Origin of the sequence: Pseudomonas sp. R11F, from assembly GCF_050312575.1 — a bacterium.
Lineage (GTDB): Bacteria > Pseudomonadota > Gammaproteobacteria > Pseudomonadales > Pseudomonadaceae > Aquipseudomonas > Aquipseudomonas palleroniana.
The window spans coordinates 45096-64550 of record NZ_JBNPJU010000078.1; the positions used below are offsets into that span (position 1 = coordinate 45096).

At 62.3% G+C, this 19455-nt stretch carries 16 protein-coding genes; 3 read left to right on the forward strand and 13 right to left on the reverse strand.

Annotated features, from left to right (window positions below):
- The 5 genes from ACQRBV_RS26200 to ACQRBV_RS26220 form a co-directional block, all read right to left on the reverse strand.
- On the reverse strand, window positions 1-957 hold the full coding sequence (locus ACQRBV_RS26200) for a lysylphosphatidylglycerol synthase domain-containing protein (RefSeq protein WP_161548475.1): 957 nt from the start codon (window positions 955-957) through the stop codon (window positions 1-3).
- On the reverse strand, window positions 947-2209 hold the full coding sequence (clsB, locus tag ACQRBV_RS26205; protein WP_411985453.1) for a cardiolipin synthase ClsB: 1263 nt from the start codon (window positions 2207-2209) through the stop codon (window positions 947-949). Before clsB ends, ACQRBV_RS26200 begins: the two co-directional genes overlap by 11 nt.
- Window positions 2206-2982, reverse strand: a complete 777-nt coding sequence (locus ACQRBV_RS26210; RefSeq protein WP_060755274.1) for an endonuclease/exonuclease/phosphatase family protein — start codon at window positions 2980-2982, stop codon at window positions 2206-2208. The genes clsB and ACQRBV_RS26210 overlap by 4 nt, the downstream gene beginning before the upstream one ends.
- Window positions 2979-3905 (reverse strand): DUF72 domain-containing protein, encoded by a 927-nt coding sequence (locus tag ACQRBV_RS26215; RefSeq protein ID WP_411985454.1) that lies wholly within the window; start codon window positions 3903-3905, stop codon window positions 2979-2981. The genes ACQRBV_RS26210 and ACQRBV_RS26215 overlap by 4 nt, the downstream gene beginning before the upstream one ends.
- Window positions 3906-4053: 148 nt before the next feature.
- Window positions 4054-5256, reverse strand: coding sequence for an MFS transporter (locus ACQRBV_RS26220; protein ID WP_090365582.1), 1203 nt, complete (start codon window positions 5254-5256; stop codon window positions 4054-4056).
- A gap of 173 nt (window positions 5257-5429) precedes the next feature.
- Here ACQRBV_RS26220 and ACQRBV_RS26225 point away from each other — a divergent pair, with 173 nt between their 5' ends.
- Window positions 5430-7547 (forward strand): mechanosensitive ion channel family protein, encoded by a 2118-nt coding sequence (locus ACQRBV_RS26225; protein WP_411985455.1) that lies wholly within the window; start codon window positions 5430-5432, stop codon window positions 7545-7547.
- 65 nt (window positions 7548-7612) lie between these two features.
- On the opposite strand, the gene ACQRBV_RS26230 is transcribed toward ACQRBV_RS26225, so the two are convergent.
- Entirely contained in the window at window positions 7613-11860 is a 4248-nt protein-coding gene (locus ACQRBV_RS26230; RefSeq protein WP_411985456.1) for a DEAD/DEAH box helicase, read from the reverse strand.
- A gap of 142 nt (window positions 11861-12002) precedes the next feature.
- Between ACQRBV_RS26230 and ACQRBV_RS26235 the strand changes: the two genes are divergently transcribed.
- A complete protein-coding gene (locus ACQRBV_RS26235) occupies window positions 12003-12887 on the forward strand; it encodes a sugar nucleotide-binding protein (protein ID WP_090365586.1) in 885 nt (294 codons plus the stop codon).
- A 153-nt stretch (window positions 12888-13040) separates the two neighbouring features.
- Here ACQRBV_RS26235 and ACQRBV_RS26240 read toward each other — a convergent pair whose 3' ends face one another.
- The 5 genes from ACQRBV_RS26240 to ACQRBV_RS26260 all read right to left on the reverse strand — a co-directional run bounded on the left by ACQRBV_RS26240 (window position 13041) and on the right by ACQRBV_RS26260 (window position 16955).
- Window positions 13041-13739, reverse strand: coding sequence for an OmpW/AlkL family protein (locus ACQRBV_RS26240; protein WP_060755268.1), 699 nt, complete (start codon window positions 13737-13739; stop codon window positions 13041-13043).
- A 95-nt stretch (window positions 13740-13834) separates the two neighbouring features.
- Window positions 13835-14356 carry a DUF3299 domain-containing protein gene (locus tag ACQRBV_RS26245; protein ID WP_060755267.1) on the reverse strand — a complete coding sequence of 174 codons (522 nt, stop codon included), beginning with the start codon at window positions 14354-14356 and terminating at the stop codon, window positions 13835-13837.
- Window positions 14357-14367: 11 nt separating this feature from the next.
- Window positions 14368-15633, reverse strand: a complete 1266-nt coding sequence (locus ACQRBV_RS26250; protein WP_090365588.1) for an ABC transporter permease — start codon at window positions 15631-15633, stop codon at window positions 14368-14370.
- A 1-nt stretch (window position 15634) separates the two neighbouring features.
- Window positions 15635-16345 carry an ABC transporter ATP-binding protein gene (locus ACQRBV_RS26255; protein WP_060755265.1) on the reverse strand — a complete coding sequence of 237 codons (711 nt, stop codon included), beginning with the start codon at window positions 16343-16345 and terminating at the stop codon, window positions 15635-15637.
- 4 nt (window positions 16346-16349) lie between these two features.
- Window positions 16350-16955 carry a DUF2796 domain-containing protein gene (locus tag ACQRBV_RS26260; protein WP_090365589.1) on the reverse strand — a complete coding sequence of 202 codons (606 nt, stop codon included), beginning with the start codon at window positions 16953-16955 and terminating at the stop codon, window positions 16350-16352.
- Window positions 16956-17085: 130 nt separating this feature from the next.
- On the opposite strand from ACQRBV_RS26260, the gene ACQRBV_RS26265 reads away from it, so the two are divergent.
- Window positions 17086-17427 carry a hypothetical protein gene (locus ACQRBV_RS26265; RefSeq protein ID WP_205345016.1) on the forward strand — a complete coding sequence of 114 codons (342 nt, stop codon included), beginning with the start codon at window positions 17086-17088 and terminating at the stop codon, window positions 17425-17427.
- Here ACQRBV_RS26265 and trxA read toward each other — a convergent pair.
- Complete coding sequence (trxA, locus tag ACQRBV_RS26270) at window positions 17424-18296, reverse strand: thioredoxin (RefSeq protein ID WP_411985457.1); 873 nt, start codon at window positions 18294-18296, stop codon at window positions 17424-17426. The genes ACQRBV_RS26265 and trxA overlap by 4 nt on opposite strands.
- A gap of 72 nt (window positions 18297-18368) precedes the next feature.
- Complete coding sequence (locus ACQRBV_RS26275; protein WP_411985458.1) at window positions 18369-19370, reverse strand: Abi family protein; 1002 nt, start codon at window positions 19368-19370, stop codon at window positions 18369-18371.
- Window positions 19371-19455 lie beyond the last annotated feature (85 nt).

Below are 19455 nucleotides of genomic sequence, written 5' to 3' on the forward strand. Positions count from 1 at the left end.
TCATGCGGGTGTCTTCTTGACCCTGAGCGCCTTGGCCTTGGCTTCCACGCCGAGGTACATCATCAGCGCGATCAACAGCGGCACAATAAAGTAGATGGCCCGATAGGCGATCAACCCCGCCAGCAAGCTGCCCCGCGACGCTTCATGCTGCATCAGCGCAATGAACACCGCTTCCAGTACGCCAAGCCCGGCCGGTATATGGGTGAGCACCCCGGCAATCGCGCTGATCAGCAGCACGCCCAGCACCAGTGGGTAGTCCAGTTTGGCCGGTAGCAGGGTGAAGATCACCGCAGCCATCAGCGACCAGTTCAGCGCCCCCAACATCAACTGCAAGCACGCCATGCGCAGGGACGGCAGGTTGATTTCCATGCCGCGAATCGTCCAGGCGCGCTTTTTCGAATACTGGCAGGCCAGCAGATAACCGAGGCTGACCAGTACCAACACAGCGCCGATGCCCTGCAACGCACTGCTGCTGACTTTCCAGCCGGGCGGCATGCTGACCAGTCCGCTGCTGAAAATAACCCCGGCTATCGCCATGTAGCCGAACCAGTTGGTCGCCAGGCTGAGGCCGAGGATTTTGGCGATATTGGCGGTGCTGACCCCCAGCCGCGAATACAGCCGGTAACGCATGGCGATACCGCCAACCCAGGCGCTCAGGTTGAGGTTGAACGCGTAGCTGATGATGCCCACCGGCAAAATCTGCTTCCACACCAGGGGCTGGCGAATATAGGTGCGACCGATCAGGTCGAAGCTGGCGTACACGAGGAAACTGCACAGCGTCAGCGCGCTGGCGATCACCAGTGTGCGCACCTTGAAGTCGCCCAGGGTCTGGATCACTTCGCTCCAATCGATACGCCGTGCGAGCAAGGTGAACAGCACGATCAGCAACAGGAAAAAGGCGATGGTCAGCGGTTTTTTCCAGCGCTTGAACCGCGAACCTTGGGCATCAGATGTCATGGTGCTGGACCTCAAAAGGTTCGAGTCGAGGCTTGTGTTTCGGCAACCGGCCTGCCAGCGCCGGGAAATGCCGCATCACATGAAAGACCAGGAACCCGACGGTCAAACGCCAGAGCCACAGGCGCTGCTTGCGGTTCTCCGGCAGGGTGCGGCAATGGTTGTTGGCCAGGTTCTCCAGGCGCTCATACAGGTGCTGATTGAATGCACGATCACGAATCAGCACATTGGCTTCCAGGTTCAACGCCAGGCTCAGCGGGTCCAGATTGCTTGAGCCCACGGTGCTCCAGTCGTCATCCACCAGCGCCACCTTGCCGTGCAGCGGGCGCTCGCAGTACTCGTGAATCACCACGCCGTCCTTGAGCAGGTAACCATAGAGCGTGCGCGCCGCCAGTTTGGCCAACAGCACGTCAGGCTGGCCCTGCATGATCAGTTGCACGTGCACGCCCCGGCGCGCGGCATTGCGGATTTCGCGCAACAGGCGATAGCCGGGGAAAAAGTAGGCGTTGGCGATCACCACGCGTTGTTGTGCCTGGCTCAAGGCGTGGATGTAGGCTTCTTCGATGTCATCGCGGTGCTGCACGTTATCGCGGTAAATCAGGCGCACTTGGCCATCGCCGTTTTCGGTGCGCCACAGCGACGGCCTCTGCTGGCGCCGCCGCCAGCCGCGGCGCGTGCGTACCTGGCGGCCACTTTGCGCAAGCGCGAAATGATGCAGATCCGCCACCGCTGGCCCGATAATGCGCAGCGCATAATCCTGCTTGGCCTCGGGGCCATAATCACCCAAGTGATCGGCAGAGAAATTGATGCCGCCGATGAACGCGACTTCGGCATCCACCACCACAATCTTGCGGTGCAGGCGACGAAACCAATTGGTGCGAATGCCCAGCGTCTTGGCCGCCGGGTCGAACATCTGCACCACCACTCCGGCCTCGGCCAGTTCCCCCAGGAACGCCGGGCTCAGCTCGCCGCAACCAAATCCATCCAGGCTGGCCACTACCTTCACTCCGCGTTTCGCGGCCTCGATCAGCACGGCCTTGAGCTCATGGCCGACCTTGTCTTCGAAGAGGATGAAGGTCTCCAGCAGGATCTCCCGTCGCGCGTTACGCAAGGCATCGAAGACCCGTGGAAAGTACGCCTCGCCGTTCTCCAGCAACTCGACCTGGTTGCCGCTCTGCCAGCCGTAATCCAGGTCGCGGGCCTTGGCTTCGTCTGGCGGCTGATCAGTGGAAATATGCTCTACGGCAACGGTCATAGTTCGATCTCCACCGACAGCGGTACATGGTCCGAGAGGTGAGACCACGGCCGTGTCGTCAGTACCCTGGGGTTATGCACCTTCAAATTGCGCACGTAAATTCGGTCCAATGGCAGCAAAGGCAGGCGTGCAGGGAATGTACGCGCCGGCTTGCCCAGGGCTTGCACGAAGACTTCCTGAAGGCCGCTCTGGCTCAGGTCGGCCTTCTGGCGCCAGTCGTTGAAATCGCCGGCCACCACCAACGGCGCCGTGGCGGGAATCTCGCTGATGCGCTGCTCCAGCAAGCGCAATTGCTGCTGGCGATGCACCTCACGCAAACCTAAATGAATGCAGATCGCGTGCACTTCCTGCCCGGTGCCCGGCAAGCGCAGCACGCAATGCAGCAGGCCACGGTTTTCATGCCCGCTTTGCGAGATATCGAGGTTGTCGTAGCGCACGATCTGGAATTTCGACAACAGCGCGTTGCCGTGATCGCCATGGGGGTAGACCGCATTGCGCCCGTAAGCGAACTGCGGCCAGATGCTGTCGGCGAGGAACTCGTACTGCGGCATATTCGGCCAGTCGCTGTAGCGCTGGGGGTGGCGTTCGTGCGTGCCGTGGATTTCCTGCAGGAACACCATATCGGCGCCGACGCTGCGCACCGCTTCACGCAGCTCGGGCAGGATGAAGCGTCGATTCAGCGCGGTGAAGCCCTTGTGGATATTCACCGTCAGCACCGTGAAATGCGTGATGGCCGTGGTGGGTGGGGTAGGGACCAGCTCCACTTGGGTCATGGCAACACCCCCGGCTCCGGCAACGTGCCAGGCGTTGTCATCAGGTGTTTGTCCAGCCCGAAACGCTGCAGCAATTGGCGTGCATCAAAGGGCGCGCGCACCTTGATGTCATTGTCGAAAAAGCAGAACACCTCGCGCTGTTTGAGGGCGCGGGGCTTGCGTTGTGGGGCGACCAGATGCGCATCCGCCGGTTGCTTGCCCTGCGCCCAGCACTCGATGCGATCGCCCCAACGCTTGAGGGCTTCGTCGCTGTAGCCGCTGGCGTACAGCTTTTTGTCGCCATGCAAGCGCAGGTAAAGGAAATTGGCGGTGACGTCTTCGAGATAGGGCCACTTGCCGGCGGTGTCTGCGACCACCAGCGCCACGCCGTGTGTTGCCAGCATCTGCACGAACTCCGGTACCGCAAAGCTTTTATGGCGAATCTCCACGGCATGGCGCAACGCTCGCTTGCCATGGGGTTGCATGCTCGCCTTGCCATTCAGGCGCGGCTCATGCTGGCGGGCGAGGGCGGCGGCTTGTTGGGTATTGGTGGGTAATTCGGCCAGGAAGGCTTCGAACAGTGGCGGGTCGAACTGGAAGCTGGGCGGGAACTGCCAGAGGATCGGCCCAAGCTTTTCTTTCAGCTCCAGTACCCCTGAGGCGAAGAAATTGGCTATCGCCTTGTGCACCTCGCGCAGGCGCAGGATATGCGTGATATAGCGCGGCGCCTTGACGCTGAACTGGAAGTCGTCAGGCGTCTGCGCGTACCACTCGGCGTAGCGCTTGGGAGTTTGCAGCGCGTAGAACGAGCCGTTGATTTCGATGCTGTTGACGGCGCGTGACGCGAACTGCAACTCACGTTTCTGGGTCAGCCCCTCGGGGTAGAAATCCCCGCGCCAAGGCTTGTAGCGCCAGCCGGAAATGCCGATGTGTATCGCCGCCATGGTTGCTCCCGTGAATGATGGGTCGGTTGACCGCTATTCAGGGATGACTGAGAGACTCGGCGGAAAGTTTCCCCGTTCCTACAGACGGCACATACCCAGGAGGGAGCGAGCAAGCCCGCTCCCTCCTGGCGTTTGCGCTGCGACGGGTTCAGTGCCCGGCGACGACAGGGTTCGACGACTCGGCATACACCGGCCCCAATCGGTCCAGCCGGCCACTCCATGCCGTCAGCGCCAATGCCACCAGCACCACCAGGCCGCCGATCCAGGCCGTGTGGATCAGCCCCATATGCGCCACGATCAAACCACCGCCCCAGGCGCCACCGGCGATACCCAGGTTAAACGCCGCGATATTCAGCCCCGATGCCACATCCACCGCTTGCGGGGTGTGATGCTCAGCCTGGCGCACCACATACACCTGCAGGCCAGGCACGTTACCGAAGGCGACCGCGCCCCACACCAGTACGGTGGCCAGGGCCAGCCACGGGCTCGCTGCGGTGAACGTCAGCATGAACAACACCGCCGCGAGCAGGGCGAAGATGATTTTCAAGGCACTGATGGGGCCGCGTTTATCGGCAAGCTTGCCGCCCCAGATATTCCCGGCGGCCACCGAAACGCCGTACACCAGCAGCACTAGGCTCACCGTGCTGGCGCTGAAGCCCGAGATATCCTGAAGGATCGGCGCCAGGAAGGTGAAGGCGATAAACGAGCCGCCGTAGCCGATGGCGGTCATGGCATACACCAGCAGCAGGCGCGGTTGCTGGAGCACTTGCAGTTGTTGCAGCAGTGACGCGGGTTTGCTGTGGCTGATGTTTTTCGGCACATAGATCAGGCTGCCGATAAACGCGATGACGCCCAGGGCCGAGACGGCCAGGAAGGTTTCACGCCAGCCGAAATGCTGGCCGATGAAGGTGCCCAGTGGTACGCCGGTGACCAGGGCGACGGTCAAGCCGGTAAACATGATGGCGATTGCGCTGGCGGCTTTTTCCTTGGGCACAAGGCTGGTGGCGATGGTCGAGCCGATCGAGAAAAACACGCCATGGGCCAGGCCGGTGACGATCCGCGCCAGCACCAGGGACTCATAACTCGGTGCCTGCCAGGCCAGCAGGTTGCCGAGGGTGAACAGCACCATCAACGACAGCAGCAGCAATTTGCGCGGCACTTTGCCGGTGAGGGCAGTGAGCACCGGCGCGCCGATGGCGACGCCCAGGGCGTAGAGGCTGACCAGCAGGCCGGCGGACGGCAGGTCGACACCCAGGTCGGTGCCGATGGTGGGTAACAGGCCAACGATGACGAACTCGGTCGTCCCGATGGCGAAAGCGCTGAGGGTCAGCGCGAGCAAGGCAATGGGCATGGCTGCAACTCCGGTGGGTTTGATTCAGGAGCGCAGTGTCTGGGTTTGGCTTATGCGGAAAAAGCCAAGGATTGGCATTTGATATTTGCCTCGTGCGCAAAAGTAAGGCGAGGGGAACGATCAGGGCGCAAACCCGTCAGTTCCTTACAGACCCTGCTGAAGGAGCCGCTGTTTTGCCCAATCTCAAGACCGCATTACTGCTCGGTGCGCTGCTGTTGTTTGGCAACGGCGTGCTGCAAGCTGCCACGACTGCGCCGGCTCCGGCGGCGGCGCCTGCCGAACCGGCCAAGCCGGAGCTGTTGGTGGAAGGTGGCTTGCTCGGCGCCATCAGCTCGAGCATCGACGACGTGCAAGACAAACTCGACCTCAATCAAAACCTCATCGACGCCTGGCGCCTTCGCGCCGACCGTGCGGCGGATGAGGTCGGGCGCCTGGTCGACCAGACCGACCAGCGCTCGCCGTGGAGCGTCGCCGGGGATTTCCTGCTGCTGTCCGGGGTATGGGGCGGCGCCTTTGCGCTGTTGATGCTGCTGGGACGTTTGATCGTGCGGCGCTTGAGTCGCCGGCGCTTCATTGAGCGGCGTGGGCGCCTGCAAGCGCTGCTGGGGTACGTGCTGCCCTACACCCTGCCGGCATTGGTGTGCCTGCCACTGACGCTGTATGTCAGCCACTTTCTACCCTCGTCCGTGGGGCGTGCGCTGGCGCTGTGTTTCGCCTATGCCACCAGCAGCGGCATTTTTTCCACCTCGATGTTGTTGTGCGTCATCGTCATGTTCAACGTCGGGCATAAGCGTGCGGCCGTGCGGATTATTCGCGGTTACTCGCCCAGGCCGTTGTTCCTGATCGGCTTTCTGGCCGCCCTCAGCGATGCCTTGACCAGCCCGCAGATCGCCCGGCAACTGGGCGGCAATATCACCAGCAGCATTGCCGTGTTCACTGGGCTGTTTGCCACGGTGATCTTTGGCGTACTGGTGATACGTCTACGGCGTCCGGTGGCCCATTTGATTCGCAATCGACCATTGGCCCAGCGCCTGAAACACCCGGCGCTGCAACAATCGCTGCGGGTGTTTTCCGGCTTGTGGTACTGGCCGATCCTGTTGATGGTGCTGGTCTCGGCGATCAACCTGATCGGCGCCGGCGACGATAGTCAGAAGGCCCTGCGTTGCGCCTTGTTCACCACGATCTTGCTGATTGGCACGGTGTTCCTCAGTACGGTGCTGCAACACCTGTTCAAGTCTCGCAGCCAAGTGGCGGTCCAGCGCAGCAGCGCCTACAAGGAGCGCTTCCTCAGCCTGTTGCACGCGATCCTGCGCATTGTCATGGCCATTGCGTTTATCGAAATTCTCGGGCGTATCTGGGGCGTGTCGTTGTTTGAATTTGCCCAGCGCAACTCGGTCGGCCGGGCGATCAGTGACTCCTTGAGCAGTATCGGCCTGATCCTGCTGGTGACCTGGCTGTTCTGGGTGGTCCTCGATACGGCGATCCAGGAAGCGTTGAAGCCACCGGTGAACAAGCGCTCCGGCCGCCAGCCGAGCACGCGGGTCAAAACCATCCTGCCGCTGCTGCGCAATGCGGTGAAAATCATCCTGGTGGTGATCTGCGCGATCACCACGATGGCCAATCTGGGGATCAACGTCGCGCCGCTGTTGGCGGGTGCCGGTGTGGTCGGCCTGGCCATCGGTTTTGGCTCCCAACAATTGGTGCAGGACGTGATCACCGGCCTGTTCATCATCATCGAAGACACCCTGTCGATTGGCGATTGGGTGGTGCTGGACTCCGGCCACGCCGGTACGGTCGAGGGGCTGACCATTCGTACCCTGCGCCTGCGCGACGGCAAAGGCTTTGTGCACTCGGTGCCGTTCGGGCAGATCAAGGCGGTCACCAACCAGTCGCGGCAATTTGCCTATGCGTTCTTCTCGGTGCAGTTCACCTACGACACCGACGTGGATAAAGCCGTGGAGTTGATCCGCGAGGCCGGGCAGTCGATCCGTGATGACGTGTTCCTCAAGTACAACCTGCAAGGGCCGCTGGAGGTCTTCGGCGTCGACAAGATGGACCTCAATGGCGTGGTGCTCACTGCGCAGTTCCGCACGGTGTCGGGCGGCCAATATGCTGTCAGCCGTGCGTTCAACCAGCGCCTGAAAAAGCTTGTGGATAACTGTGCGCAGGTGCACTTCGCGCAAACTTATCCACAGCAGGTCCTGTTGCCCAAGCGCAACGCCCAGGTGGATGAACCGGATGAAGAGGTACCGGCGTCGGTGGTGCTGACCGAACAACCGCGCCCTCAATAACCGGATTGTCTTGGTCTGCATCTCAAGGGTGGGAGGGGGCTTGCTCCCGATGAAGTCCCCCCACTTCAATGCCTGATCAACTTCTCCTGCACCGCCTGCTGATCCGTATCCACCAGCAGTTGCTGCTTGCCGCTCACCAGCACCGCTGCGGGCAACCCGTCGCGGTACACGATCCGGTTCCCACTCAGTGCCGGCACCTTGCTCCCCGGCAACAGGGTACCGACCAGGTTCAACGGGTCCGCGCCACATACGGCAACCAGGCTGCCGTCGTGTGGCCTGCGGCGTACTTCGCGCAGTAACGGGATCGCCTCCGGCAACGCAAACTGTTCTCCCGCCAAGCCACTGACAAAGCGTCCGCCACGGATTTCCCCACGCGCCTCCAGCCGGTGAAAGGTGCGCAGCAACTCCCGCCAGCTCGGCAGCCACTCCGCCTCGCGCTCCAGCAAACGCCAGAACACCACGCCATAACGGCGCAGCAGCGTCATCGCCACATGCTCCAGCGTTTCGGCCGAATGCGCGCCGGCGGCGCTGGTTGAACGGCGCACCAAGGCCCAACGGCCGGCATCGTCCATCCCACCGACAAAGGCGCCACGCCCACGCCGGCTGCTGCGCGCCTGGCGTTTGCTGGCGGGTGTGGTCAGCGCACGCAGCCCGGCAAAGCTGTCGGCATTCACCAACCCGGCACCCACCAGTTCCTGCAATGCGGTTTCCAGTTCACTGCGCAGCAGGTGAGCTTCATGCACCAGTTCATCAAAAAACAGCGCGCCCTGTTCACGCAGGGCTTGGTGGACTTTCTGCGCCTTGGGCGACAACGTCGCGCTGTCGGTCAGCTCGGTCAGCCCACTCCACAATGGCGCCTGGCTGCGGGGCAACAGCACGACCGGGGTACTGCGCAATGCGCTGGCGCTGGCCTTGTTACTCAAACGCATCCACACCAGCTTGCCGCTGCGGCACAGCTCATCGAGCCAGGTGCAGGTGTAGTCCTTGAGTCGCGCGCTGAGCAAGTCGGTGTCCCAGGCGGATGCGGCTGCGGCATAGCCTTCGAACTGGGCCATGATCTGCGCCAACATGGCGCTGCCCTGGCCGCGTGTGGCGGTGGACAGGTGCTGCCAATCAAACAGAAAACGCATGAAGTCCTGCAACGCCACCGGTTCGATTTCGCGGCGCAGGCGCTTGACCGTGTAGCGATGAATGCGCGCGAGCAAATGCCGTTCGCACCATTGTTCTGCGTTGGCGCCGGGGCTGAAGCGACCGCGCAGCACATAGCCTTCCTGCTCCAGACGCGCCAGTGCCTGGGTGACATCGCTCACCGGCAGTTCCAGGGGCGTGGCGATTTCGCTCAGGCTCAATGGGCCGAACCCGCCCAGGCGTGCGCGCAGCACTTCTACCACCGCTTCATCATAGCTCCAGGGTTCATCGAAGCCCGGCAGCAGCGGCCAGTTGCCGGGATAGATCGCCTGCAAGCAACTCAAGCGTTCCACGGCCACCCACAGGCCGTTGGGCAACGGATAGGCGCGCCCAGCCTGGGCCAAGGCCTGCAGCCACGCGGCCCATTGCGGCGTGACTTCACGGGCGGCGATACACGCCAGGCTCATCAGTGCCTCATGCATTTCATCCGGGCCGTTGGGCGCCGGCCAGGCTTCTTCACGCACGCCGGCGATAGCGTCGGCGTCCAGCGCACCGAGGTCGTCGGTACTCTGCGGGTCGCTCCAGCGCCGGTTGAGCACGGCCTGGGTGCGGCGTTCTTCCAGCGGGGCGTCGTCGAGAAAGGTGTAGGGGCGGGCGCTGAGGATTTCGGCGGCCATAGGCGAGGGCGCCGGCAGGTCGCGGCTGATCAGGCGCACCTCGCCGCGCTCCATGCGTCGCAGCAGGGCCAGCCAGGCATCGCTGTCCATGGCTTCGTGCAGACAGTCGTCGAGGGTTTGCTCGACCAGTGGGTGGTCGGGGACTTCGCGCTCCCCGGCCAGGTTTTCCAGGCAGGCGATCTGGTCGGGGAACACGCTGGCGATCAGGTCTTCGCTTTTCATGCGCTGGATCTGCGGCGCCACCTTGCGCCCACCGGTAAACCTCGGCAACGCCAGGGCCACGCCGGCGTTCCAGCGCCAGCGCACGCCGAACAACGGCGCATCCAGCACGGCCTGGATCAGGATGTGCTCGGCGCTGTGGCTGTTGAGATACCGCCACACCTCATCCAGCGCAAAGCTGTGGCTGGTGGACAGCGACAGCACGATGGCATTTTCACTGGCGGCGGCCTGCAACTCGAAATTGAACGTGCGACAAAACCGCTTGCGCAGGGCCAGGCCCCAGGCGCGGTTGAGGCGGCTGCCGAACGGTGTGTGGATGATCAGTTGAGTGCCGCCGGACTCGTCGAAAAAGCGCTCCATGATCAACGTGTCCTGGGACGGCAAGGCGCTCAGGGCCAGGCGCGCGCGGGCCAGGTAATCGAGAATCTGCTCGGCGCTGGCGCGGTTCAGGCCGAGCGTGTCGGTGAGCCAGCCCAGCGCAGGTTGCAAGTCGCCCGGGCTGGCGCCGAGCAGGGCGTCCAGTTGCCCCTGCAAGCGCGCCACCGCCGCCGACAGCTCGTTGCTGCGCCCAGGCGCTTCGCCGAGCCAGAAAGGAATGGTCGGTGGCTGGCCGTGGGCATCCTCGACGCGCACCTTGCCGGCGTCTACGCGCACAATTCGGTAGGACGTATTGCCGAGCTGAAAGATATCCCCGGCGATGCTTTCCACCGCGAAGTCCTCATTGACGCTGCCGATATTCAAGCCCTGGGGTTCGAGCAGCACGCTGTAGTCGGCGTTATCGGGGATGGTGCCGCCGCTGGTGACGGCCGTCAGCCGGGCGCCCCGGCGGCCGCGCAGGGTATGGATAACCGCGTCGCGGTGCAGGTAGGCGCTGCGGATGCCTTGGCGCCCGTTATAGCCGTCGCTGAGCATATGCAGCAGCGCCTGATAATGGCGCTCATCCAGCGCGGCGTAGGGTGAGGCACGCCGAACCAGCTCGAGCAGCGCCTGTTCCGGCCATTCCTGGGCGCTGACTTCGGCGATGATCTGCTGAGCCAGTACGTCCAGCGGCGCGACGGGGATCTGCAGCGTATCCAGCTCGCCCCGCCTGACGCAGTCGAGCAGGGCGGCGCATTCGATCAAGTCATCGCGGGTAGTGGCAAACAGACGGCCCTTGGGCGTGCCGCCGACCTGATGCCCGGAACGGCCAACCCGTTGCAGAAAGCCGTTGATCGAACCGGGTGAGCCGATCTGGCACACCAGGTCCACGTCGCCGATATCAATGCCCAGTTCCAGCGACGCCGTGGCAATCAGTACTTGCAACTCGCCGGCCTTGAGCCGCTGCTCGGCGTCCAGGCGCAGCTCCTTGGCCAGGCTGCCATGGTGCGCGGCCACGGCAGCCTTGCCCAGGCGCTCGCTCAAATGCCGCGCCAGGCGTTCGGCCAGGCGCCGGGTATTGACGAATATCAGGGTGGTGCGGTGTTCGCGGGCCAGTGTGGCGAGGCGGTCGTAGACCAATTCCCACACATCGTTGGCCATCACCGCCGAAAGCGGCACTGGCGGCACTTCGATATCCAGGTCGCGAGCCCGTGCATGACCGATATCGACGATGGCGCACGCGCGCCCCGTGCCCACCAGAAAGCGCGAGACCGCCTCGATAGGTTTTTGCGTGGCCGACAGGCCGATCCGCGTCAGCGGCTCGGTGCACAGCCCTTGCAGGCGCTCCAGGCTTAACGCCAAGTGACTGCCGCGCTTGCTGGCGGCGATGGCGTGGATCTCATCGACGATCACCGTGCGGGTGCTGCCCAGCATCTGCCGGCCGGAGTCCGAGCCCAGCAGCACATACAGCGATTCGGGGGTGGTCACCAGGATATGCGGCGGGCGCTTGCGCATCAGGGCGCGGTCTTTTTGCGGGGTGTCGCCGGTGCGCACGGCGGTGCGGATCACCAATGGCGGCAAGCCGTGGTGCTGTAACTGTGCGGTGATGCCCGCCAAGGGGTTTTGCAGGTTGATCTGGATGTCGTTGGACAGCGCCTTGAGCGGCGACACATACACCACCAGCGTTGCATCCGGCAGTTGCCCGCCATGGGCCAGGCCCTGATGGACGAGGTCATCGAGCACCGCCAGGAAGGCGGTCAGCGTCTTGCCGGAGCCGGTGGGCGCGGCGATCAGGGTCGAGCGACGCTGGCGGATCAGCGGCCAGGCCTGGGCCTGCGCATCGGTCGCCGAGGGGAAGGTATTGCGGAACCAGGCGCTGACGGCGGGGTGGAAGCCGTCCAGGGCCGTGTCCGTGGATTCAGGAAGGTTCATGCAGTCAGTTATGGCGCCGGCCCCGACAAGTTGCAACCCCACACTTTTATCCGTGACGGTTGCGCGATAAACCCGCAAAATGCAACGATTCTTACAAATATCCAAAAACCTTCGTTCCACACAGACCGGGCCTGCTCAATCTATGCGAATGCGCCTAATGTTACTGGGCGGCGGGAATGCCCTCGGGCAGGCGCTGATTCGCCTCGGTGCAGAGGAAGACATCGGTTTCCTCGCACCCAAACCGCCCCAAGATGGCTGGGATGCCGCGAGCCTCACCCAACTGCTCGACGACACCCGTCCCGATGCGTTGATCAACCTCGCCTACTATTTCGACTGGTTCCAGGCCGAGGCCGTCAGCGAAAGCCGTCTGGCCGCCCAGGAGTTCGCCATCGAACGCCTGGCTGAATTGTGCCAACACCACGGCATCACCTTGCTGCAACCGTCCAGCTACCGTGTGTTCGACGGTTCCCGCGCCACCGCCTACAGCGAAAAAGACGAGCCGGTGCCTTTGGGCCTGCGCGGCCAGGCGTTGTGGCGTATTGAACAGAGCGTGCGCGCGACCTGCCCGCAGCATGTGTTGCTGCGTTTTGGCTGGCTGCTGGATGACAGCGTGGAGGGCACCCTGGGGCGCTTTCTGGCCCGTGCCGAAAAAACCGATGAGTTGTTGATGGCGGACGACCGTCGCGGCAACCCGACGCCGGTGGATGACGCTGCGCGGGTGATCATTTCAGTGCTCAAGCAACTCGATTGCGCGGCACCGCTGTGGGGCACCTATCACTACGCCGGCCAAGAGGCGACCACGCCGTTGGCCCTGGGCCAGGCGATCCTCACCGAAGCGCGCAATTATCACGCGCTGGCCATCGAATCACCCACCGCCCAGGCCCACGCGGCACGGCCGGATGCGAGCGATGAACCGCAACATGCGGTGCTGGCCTGCAAGAAAATCCTGCACACCTTCGGCATCAAGCCACGGGCGTGGCGGGCGGGGCTGCCGGCATTGCTGGACCGCTATTACCGCCACACCTGACCCGCTACAAAACCGAATGTGGGAAAGCTCCAAATGTGGGAGGGGGCTTGCTCCCGATTGCAGTGTGTCAGCCAATATACATTTGACTGATGCACCGCGATCGGGAGCAAGCCCCCTCCCACAATCCCCTCCCACAGGGTGATACGGTGTTGCTTAGAACTTGTAGCCGATACCCACCATGTAGACCATCGGGTCCACGTCGACATTTACCTTGGCGCGAGTGCCTTGGCCCAGCGCGTTGTTGTCCACGGTCGCCTTGGTGCTGATGTCGATGTAGCGCGCCTGGGCGTTGATCATCCACTTGTCGTTGATCATGTAATCGGCGCCGATCTGCGCGGCCCAGCCCCAGGAGTTCTCGGCCTTGAAGTTGCTGAAACCGGCTTGCTGTGCACGGCTGCCGACGTGTTCGTCGTAGATCCAGGTGTAGTTGATACCAGCGCCCACGTAGGGTTGGAACGCCGACTTGCTGTCCAGCGGGTAGTACACGACGCTCAGGGTCGGCGGCAGGTGTTTCAAGGTGCCGAGCTTGCCGTTGGCGGCGCCCAGGGCGGTGTTCTTGATCTTCACGTCATGCTCGAACGGAGTGGCGGCCAGCAGTTCGATACCGACGTGGTTGGTCAGCATGTAGGCGAAGTTCAAGCCCAGCTGGGTGTCGCTGCTCATGGTCGCCTTGCCGCCCAGGTTGGTGCCCGCCAATGGGCCCTGGTCAACTTTCACGTGGCCGCTGTCAGCCTTCGGGTTCACGGTGATAGCACCGGCGCGAACCAGAATGTCGCCCGCTTCGTGAGCGTGGACGGCAGGGGCGGCGAGGGCGAGCGCGAAGAGGGACGCGCCGAGCAGGGACTTGTTCATGGGAGCTCCAAAAGGACGTTTAAAAGTTGTACGTCCAATGGTAAAGATCGTTCCGTTCGATCTTTTGACTCAGCTCAATGAATGGGCAATCAGCGCTAGTCCGGCAGTTCGTAGACGTAAATCTTCTCGGCATCCATTTGGTAACCGGCATCCGCCAACTCGCTGGTGGAGGGTTTGACCTGCATTGAACCCTCGATCCAATACGGTTGGTAGAGCTCATCGAGCTTCACGCCGATTTCGCTTTTCACATGCACGATCTGGTTCGACGGCGGCGGCGGTACGTGAATGCACGCGCCGAAATACGGCACCAGCAGAAACTCGGTGGTGCGGCCTTCTTCGCTGACTTCCAGCGGCACGATATAGCCCGGCAAGCGGATATGCTGGCCGTCCAGGCTTTGCACTACCGGCGCGTTGGGCAGTTCCTGCTTGGCCGCGGGCGCGGCCTCGACCGACAAGGCATCGGCCATGTTCGACAGGTCGTGCAACGGTTTCATGTTGGGGATTTCCGGTGGCGCATCCGGCGGGATCATCTCCTGCCAGGACAGGTCCTTGGGCTGGTCGGCGGACCAGGCGGGCACGCTCACCAGCAGCAACAGCGCAAACAGGGCACGACGCATCGAAGCCTTCCTCATAAACGGATCGACAGGCCATCGGCCAGGGATTGCCGATAGGCGCGCCACGCGGGCACGCTGCCCATCAACAACGCTGCGCACAGGATACCGGCGAGCAGTGTCCATTCATATTCGCTCGGCCACGACATCGGCAAGTCCAGCCCGTAGTTGGCCTGCAAATACCCACGCGATGCGGCGATGCACAGGTACAACAAGCCCACGCCCGCCACCACGCCGGACAACGCCAGGGCGAAGGCTTCAAAGATCAGCAGCGTGGCGATATGCCAAGGCCGCGCGCCCACCGAGCGCAATATCGCCATTTCGCGGCGTCGTTCGTTGAGGCTGGTGAGGATCGCCGTGAGCATGCCGATCAAACCGGTCAGCACCACAAACAACGAAATCACGAACAGCGCCTTTTCGGCGGTGCCCATCATGCTCCACAGCTCTTGCAAGGCCACGCCCGGCAAGATCGCCAGCATGGGCTCGCCACGGAAATCGTTGATTTCCCGTTGCAGGGCGAAGGTGGAAATCTTGTTGTTCAGCCCGAGCATGAACGCCGTGATGGCCTGCGGGGTGAGGTCCATATTGCGCGCCTGATCGGCACTGATGCGGCCCTTGCCCTGGGCCGGTACGCCGTTGTGCCAGTCGATATGGATCGCTTCCATGCCGCCGAGGCTGATGTGCAGCGTGCGGTCTACCGGGGTGCCGGTGCGCTTGAGAATGCCGACCACGGTGAACGGCTTGTCATCGTGTTTCACCAGGCTGACGACTGCCACGCCGTGGGCCAGCACCAGCTTGTCGCCGAGTTTGTAATGCAGCGCGTCGGCCACTTCGGCGCCCAGTACCACTTCGAACGGGTCGGTGGCGAAAGCGCGGCCGCTGGCCAATTCGAGGTTCTGTTTGCGGCCGTATTGGTAATGCTCGAAGTAGGACTGGTTGGTGCCCATCACGCGGTAACCGCGATGGGAGTCACCGAGGGAAATCGGGATCGCCCACTTCACTTGCGGGCTGGCGGCGAAGTGCTCGAAGCTGTCCCAGCGGATGTTGTTGGTCGCGTTGCCGATGCGGAACACCGAATACAGCAACAGGTTGACCGAGCCTGAGCGGGCGCCGACGATCAAGTCGGTGCCGCTGATGGTGCTCGCGAAGCTGTTGCGCGCTTCGGTGCGTACCCGCTCCACGGCGAGCAACAAGCACACTGAAAGCGCGATGGCGAAGGCGGTGAGGATCGCGGTAAAGCGGCGGTTAGCCAGGCTGGCCATGGCTAGACGGAACAGATACATCTCAAACCTCTGCGGGCGTGGCGGCGCGATTGAGTTCGGCCAGCGACAGGTTGCGGTCGAACAGCGGTGCCAGGCTCTGGTCATGGCTGACAAACAACAGGCTGGCGCCCGCTTCGCGGCATTCGGCGAACAGCAACTGGATGAACGCTTCGCGGGCGTCATGGTCCAGGGCCGAGGTGGGCTCGTCGGCGATCACCAGTTCCGGCTGGCCGATCAGCGCACGAGCAGCGGCCACCCGTTGCTGCTGGCCGATGGACAGCGAGTCGGCGCGGCGCTCCAGCAGGTCTGGGGCGTTGAGCCCCAGATGCGCGAGCAAGGTGGCAGCCGCCTGATCGACGCTGCCATGACGCTGAACCGCCCGTTGCGCACGCAGCCTGGAGAAGTGGCAGGGCAGCTCGACGTTCTCGCGTACCGACAGAAACGGCAGCAGGTTGAACTGCTGGAAGATATAGCCGGTGTGGTCGACGCGGAAACGGTCGCGGGCACCTGCCGACAGTTCGGTGAGTTCCTGGCCGAGCAGGCGGATGCTGCCGCGGCTGGGTTTCTGCACGCCGCCCAGCAACCCGAGCAGGGTGGTTTTGCCGCTGCCGCTCGGGCCTTTGAGGAACAGGGTTTCACCCGCTTCCAGGCGGAACGCGGGAATGTCCAACAACTGGGGGTGACCCGGCCAGTTGAAGCCCAGGTCAGACAGTTCGATCAATGCTTGGGTCATGTGTTCAGAACTTCAGGGTGGCTGCGGCGGCCGTCGCTTCAACACCTTGCTGGCCGCTCGGACCGATCAGTTGTACCTGGATTTTCTGGGTCGCGGGGAAGGTCTTGAACACTTGTGTCAGGTCAAGGTTGCTCAATGCCGTCGGCGTGGCGCAGGTGAATTGATAGTGGGCGTGGATCTCGCTGTGATCGTGATGATGCTCGTGGGCGGCGGCGCCTTTGCCGTCGGTGGCATGGTCGTCATCGTCGTCGTCATGCTCGGCTTGCGGCTTGTCGCCGAACAGCGGGCTGTTGAGTTCCTGGGTGCTGATCACGCAGCCGGCGGCCTTGGGCAGGTTGAACAGCGCCAGCGGGTTTTCCAGCTGTTTGCGTGCGGCGGCGACCTTGGCCTTGTCGGCGGCGGTGCTGGCCTGGTGTTCGAAACCCACGAGGTTCATGGCCGGGCTGTCGAACTCCACTTCCAGCGCCTGGCCGTCGAGCACGGCGTTAAGGCGGCCGACCCCGTGCTCATGGGCGCCGAGGCTGCCATGTTCATGTTCGTGATCATCATGAGCGTGGGCGACAGCCAATGGCAGCAGGGCAAACGGCAAAGCGAGCAGCAGACGGCGCATGAGAAGGCTCCAGAACATGAAAGTTTTGTTATGTGATCTTATAACAATGTGTGCAGAGTTTGACCGCCCGCTTGGCGTTGCGCAAGCCGCGTGGGAGCATGCCTGTCAGAAAAATGCAGGAGGAAGGACGATGTTGCGAATTCGTGGAACCGTTGGCGATCTGCCGGTGGATTTGACCCTGGAGCTGGACGACGCCGACTGGGCCCGGCTGGGCGCGCAGTTGCAGGCCGCCCCGGCGCCCCTCGCGCCGACTGCTGCGCCAGTCAAGCAGACCGATGATCTATGGCAGAAGGCCCAAGACCTGTTGCGCCAGGCCGGGCAACTCAGCGGGCTGGAATTGCTCGATCAACTGGAAGGGCTGGCCGGCGATGCCGCGTCCGGCAAGCGCCTGTTGGTGCGCTTGCGACACAGTGCCAATGTCAAAGTCGCCAGCGGCGGGGACACGCCGCTGTACCGTTGGGTCGAGGCTTAATACAGCGCGGCGAACAACTTGCGGCGGTATGCCGTGACCAATGGGTGGTCGTTGCCGAGCAATTCGAACACCTGTAGCAGGGTCTTGTGCGGCAAGCCTTCGCTGTAGCTGCGATTGCGGATAAACAGTTTCAGCAAGCCTTCCAGCGCCGCGTCGTACTGCTGGCGTGCCAGTTGTTGAATCGCCAGCTGATAGGCGGCTTCATCGTCCTGCGGGTTTTGCGCCAGGCGGCTTTTCAGGTCGGCGGCGTCCGGCAGGTCGGCCGCCTGGCGCAGGAAGGTGATCTGTGCCTTCGCCCCGGCGAGTGCGGCTTTGTGATCGTCGCTCTTCACGGCATCCAGCACCGCCTGGGCTTCGCCCAATTCACCGCGTTCGGCCAGGCAGCGTGCGTACAGGATCAGCGCGGCGGCGTGGGTGTTGTCCTCGCCCAGCAGTGCGACCAGCACCGCTTCGGCCTCGCTGATACGCCCTTCGGCAAACAGCGCCTGAGCCTGTTCCAGCGGATCGGCCGCGGCCGGTGGCGGCATCTGCACATGTGGTTCCAGCATCGCCCGCACCGCCGACTCCGGCTGCGCTCCGGCAAACCCGTCCACCGGCTGGCCATCCTTGAACAACACCACCGTCGGCAGGCTGCGAATGCCAAAACGCGCAACGATATCCTGCTCGGCCTCGCAGTCGACCTTGGCCAACAGCAACTCGCCCTGATAACTCTCGGCAATCTGCGCCAACAGCGGCATCAACGCCTTGCACGGGGCACACCACTCGGCCCAGAAATCCAGCAACACAGGCTTGTGGAACGAGTTTTCGATGACTGCCTGATCAAAGGTGGCAGTGGTGGCATCGAAGATGTACGGCGTGGGCTCACTCATGGGGCGTCTCGAATAAAGCGGGAATGGCGCAACTATAAGGGCTGGCGCGGGCTACCGGAAGCGGCTTGGCGTTCACTCGCGGGCGGCTTGCCAAAAGGCGTCTTCATACCAATCTCGGGGAAAACCCATCGACTTAAGGTTAACGGCGGGAAACTCACTGATCAGGTGATATAAGCGTTGGTCCCAGCGGGAGTGGGGGCTTATCTGATGCATCAGGTGGGTAAGAATGCAGAGCACCGGAAAAATACGGGCATGTGGTCCAAGTTGGAAAAGATATTCAGGCCAAGGAAAATTGGCTTTCTTTGGCAGTTCCGGACGAATACCGAGTTCTCGATTCCACATTCGCGAGTGATGGGCGCAAATGTTTCGAATAGTGGTCAGTGTATGCAGCCAGGACTGCATTAATGGAGCCGCAAGCCTCAGGCGCTTGGCGATGGCTTTTTTATCGGCGTCCTTGGCCAGGCCTTTGTAAAGATGGGATAGATCTCCCAGGGTGAGTTCCTCCAACATGGCCCAACCAGGCATCAAAGCCGGATGGTTGTAGTTCGTTGGGTAATGGCGTGAGTAGCTCTCTTTCGCTCTATGGCGCTTCAATCGCTCTTTTCTGGTGTTATTTGCGTTCAGCCTGTCGATCCGGTCGCATTCGCGCTGGTAATCACGCAATGCAGTTGACTGTTTCGTCGACAATGTTGAAAGCAGGCGCTGGTGATCGAACGTCGAATGAAATCTCTGTGGATCCATATACCAGTGGCTACCGTAGGTAGGTCCCATGTGGTTGCTGATAACAGCGCGGGATGCAATCTCAACTCTTTCGATGGCATCCATCGTTAGTAATCGAAGGCGCCGGTCAAAATCGTACAGTTGGGTTAACTGGCGGAACTGGCTGCCCTCACGGAACCGATGGTCGAGACTTTCCGGCTTTTGGAAAGGCCGCATGTAAGGGCTTAATCGAAAGAAACTGACGACCTGTAAAAAGGACTCGGCGCGGGCCTCATTTTGAATGTGCAAACCGCGCTGCTTGAGCAGTTCCAATTGAGCAGGAACGTCTATGGCAGGCTTGTTGAATGTCCTCATGCTCAAAAAATACCGAGCATAAAAAACCCGCACAATTTGTGCTTGGTTACTGACGCAACCAGAGGCATGGCGGGTGTATTACTGC

Excerpts from the sequence above, each read along its gene's own strand:
- ACQRBV_RS26220 (WP_090365582.1), bottom strand. The coding sequence starts at position 5,256 with ATGCCCATTGCCTTGCTCGCGCTGACCCTCAGCGCTTTCGCCATCGGG.
- ACQRBV_RS26240 (WP_060755268.1), bottom strand. The coding sequence starts at position 13,739 with ATGAACAAGTCCCTGCTCGGCGCGTCCCTCTTCGCGCTCGCCCTCGCC.
- clsB (WP_411985453.1), bottom strand. The coding sequence starts at position 2,209 with ATGACCGTTGCCGTAGAGCATATTTCCACTGATCAGCCGCCAGACGAA.
- ACQRBV_RS26255 (WP_060755265.1), bottom strand. The coding sequence starts at position 16,345 with ATGACCCAAGCATTGATCGAACTGTCTGACCTGGGCTTCAACTGGCCG.
- ACQRBV_RS26215 (WP_411985454.1), bottom strand. The coding sequence starts at position 3,905 with ATGGCGGCGATACACATCGGCATTTCCGGCTGGCGCTACAAGCCTTGG.
- ACQRBV_RS26245 (WP_060755267.1), bottom strand. The coding sequence starts at position 14,356 with ATGCGTCGTGCCCTGTTTGCGCTGTTGCTGCTGGTGAGCGTGCCCGCC.
- trxA (WP_411985457.1), bottom strand. The coding sequence starts at position 18,296 with ATGAGTGAGCCCACGCCGTACATCTTCGATGCCACCACTGCCACCTTT.
- ACQRBV_RS26265 (WP_205345016.1), top strand. The coding sequence starts at position 17,086 with ATGTTGCGAATTCGTGGAACCGTTGGCGATCTGCCGGTGGATTTGACC.
- ACQRBV_RS26260 (WP_090365589.1), bottom strand. The coding sequence starts at position 16,955 with ATGCGCCGTCTGCTGCTCGCTTTGCCGTTTGCCCTGCTGCCATTGGCT.
- ACQRBV_RS26200 (WP_161548475.1), bottom strand. The coding sequence starts at position 957 with ATGACATCTGATGCCCAAGGTTCGCGGTTCAAGCGCTGGAAAAAACCG.
- ACQRBV_RS26235 (WP_090365586.1), top strand. The coding sequence starts at position 12,003 with ATGCGAATGCGCCTAATGTTACTGGGCGGCGGGAATGCCCTCGGGCAG.
- ACQRBV_RS26250 (WP_090365588.1), bottom strand. The coding sequence starts at position 15,633 with ATGTATCTGTTCCGTCTAGCCATGGCCAGCCTGGCTAACCGCCGCTTT.
- ACQRBV_RS26230 (WP_411985456.1), bottom strand. The coding sequence starts at position 11,860 with ATGAACCTTCCTGAATCCACGGACACGGCCCTGGACGGCTTCCACCCC.
- ACQRBV_RS26210 (WP_060755274.1), bottom strand. The coding sequence starts at position 2,982 with ATGACCCAAGTGGAGCTGGTCCCTACCCCACCCACCACGGCCATCACG.
- ACQRBV_RS26275 (WP_411985458.1), bottom strand. The coding sequence starts at position 19,370 with ATGAGGACATTCAACAAGCCTGCCATAGACGTTCCTGCTCAATTGGAA.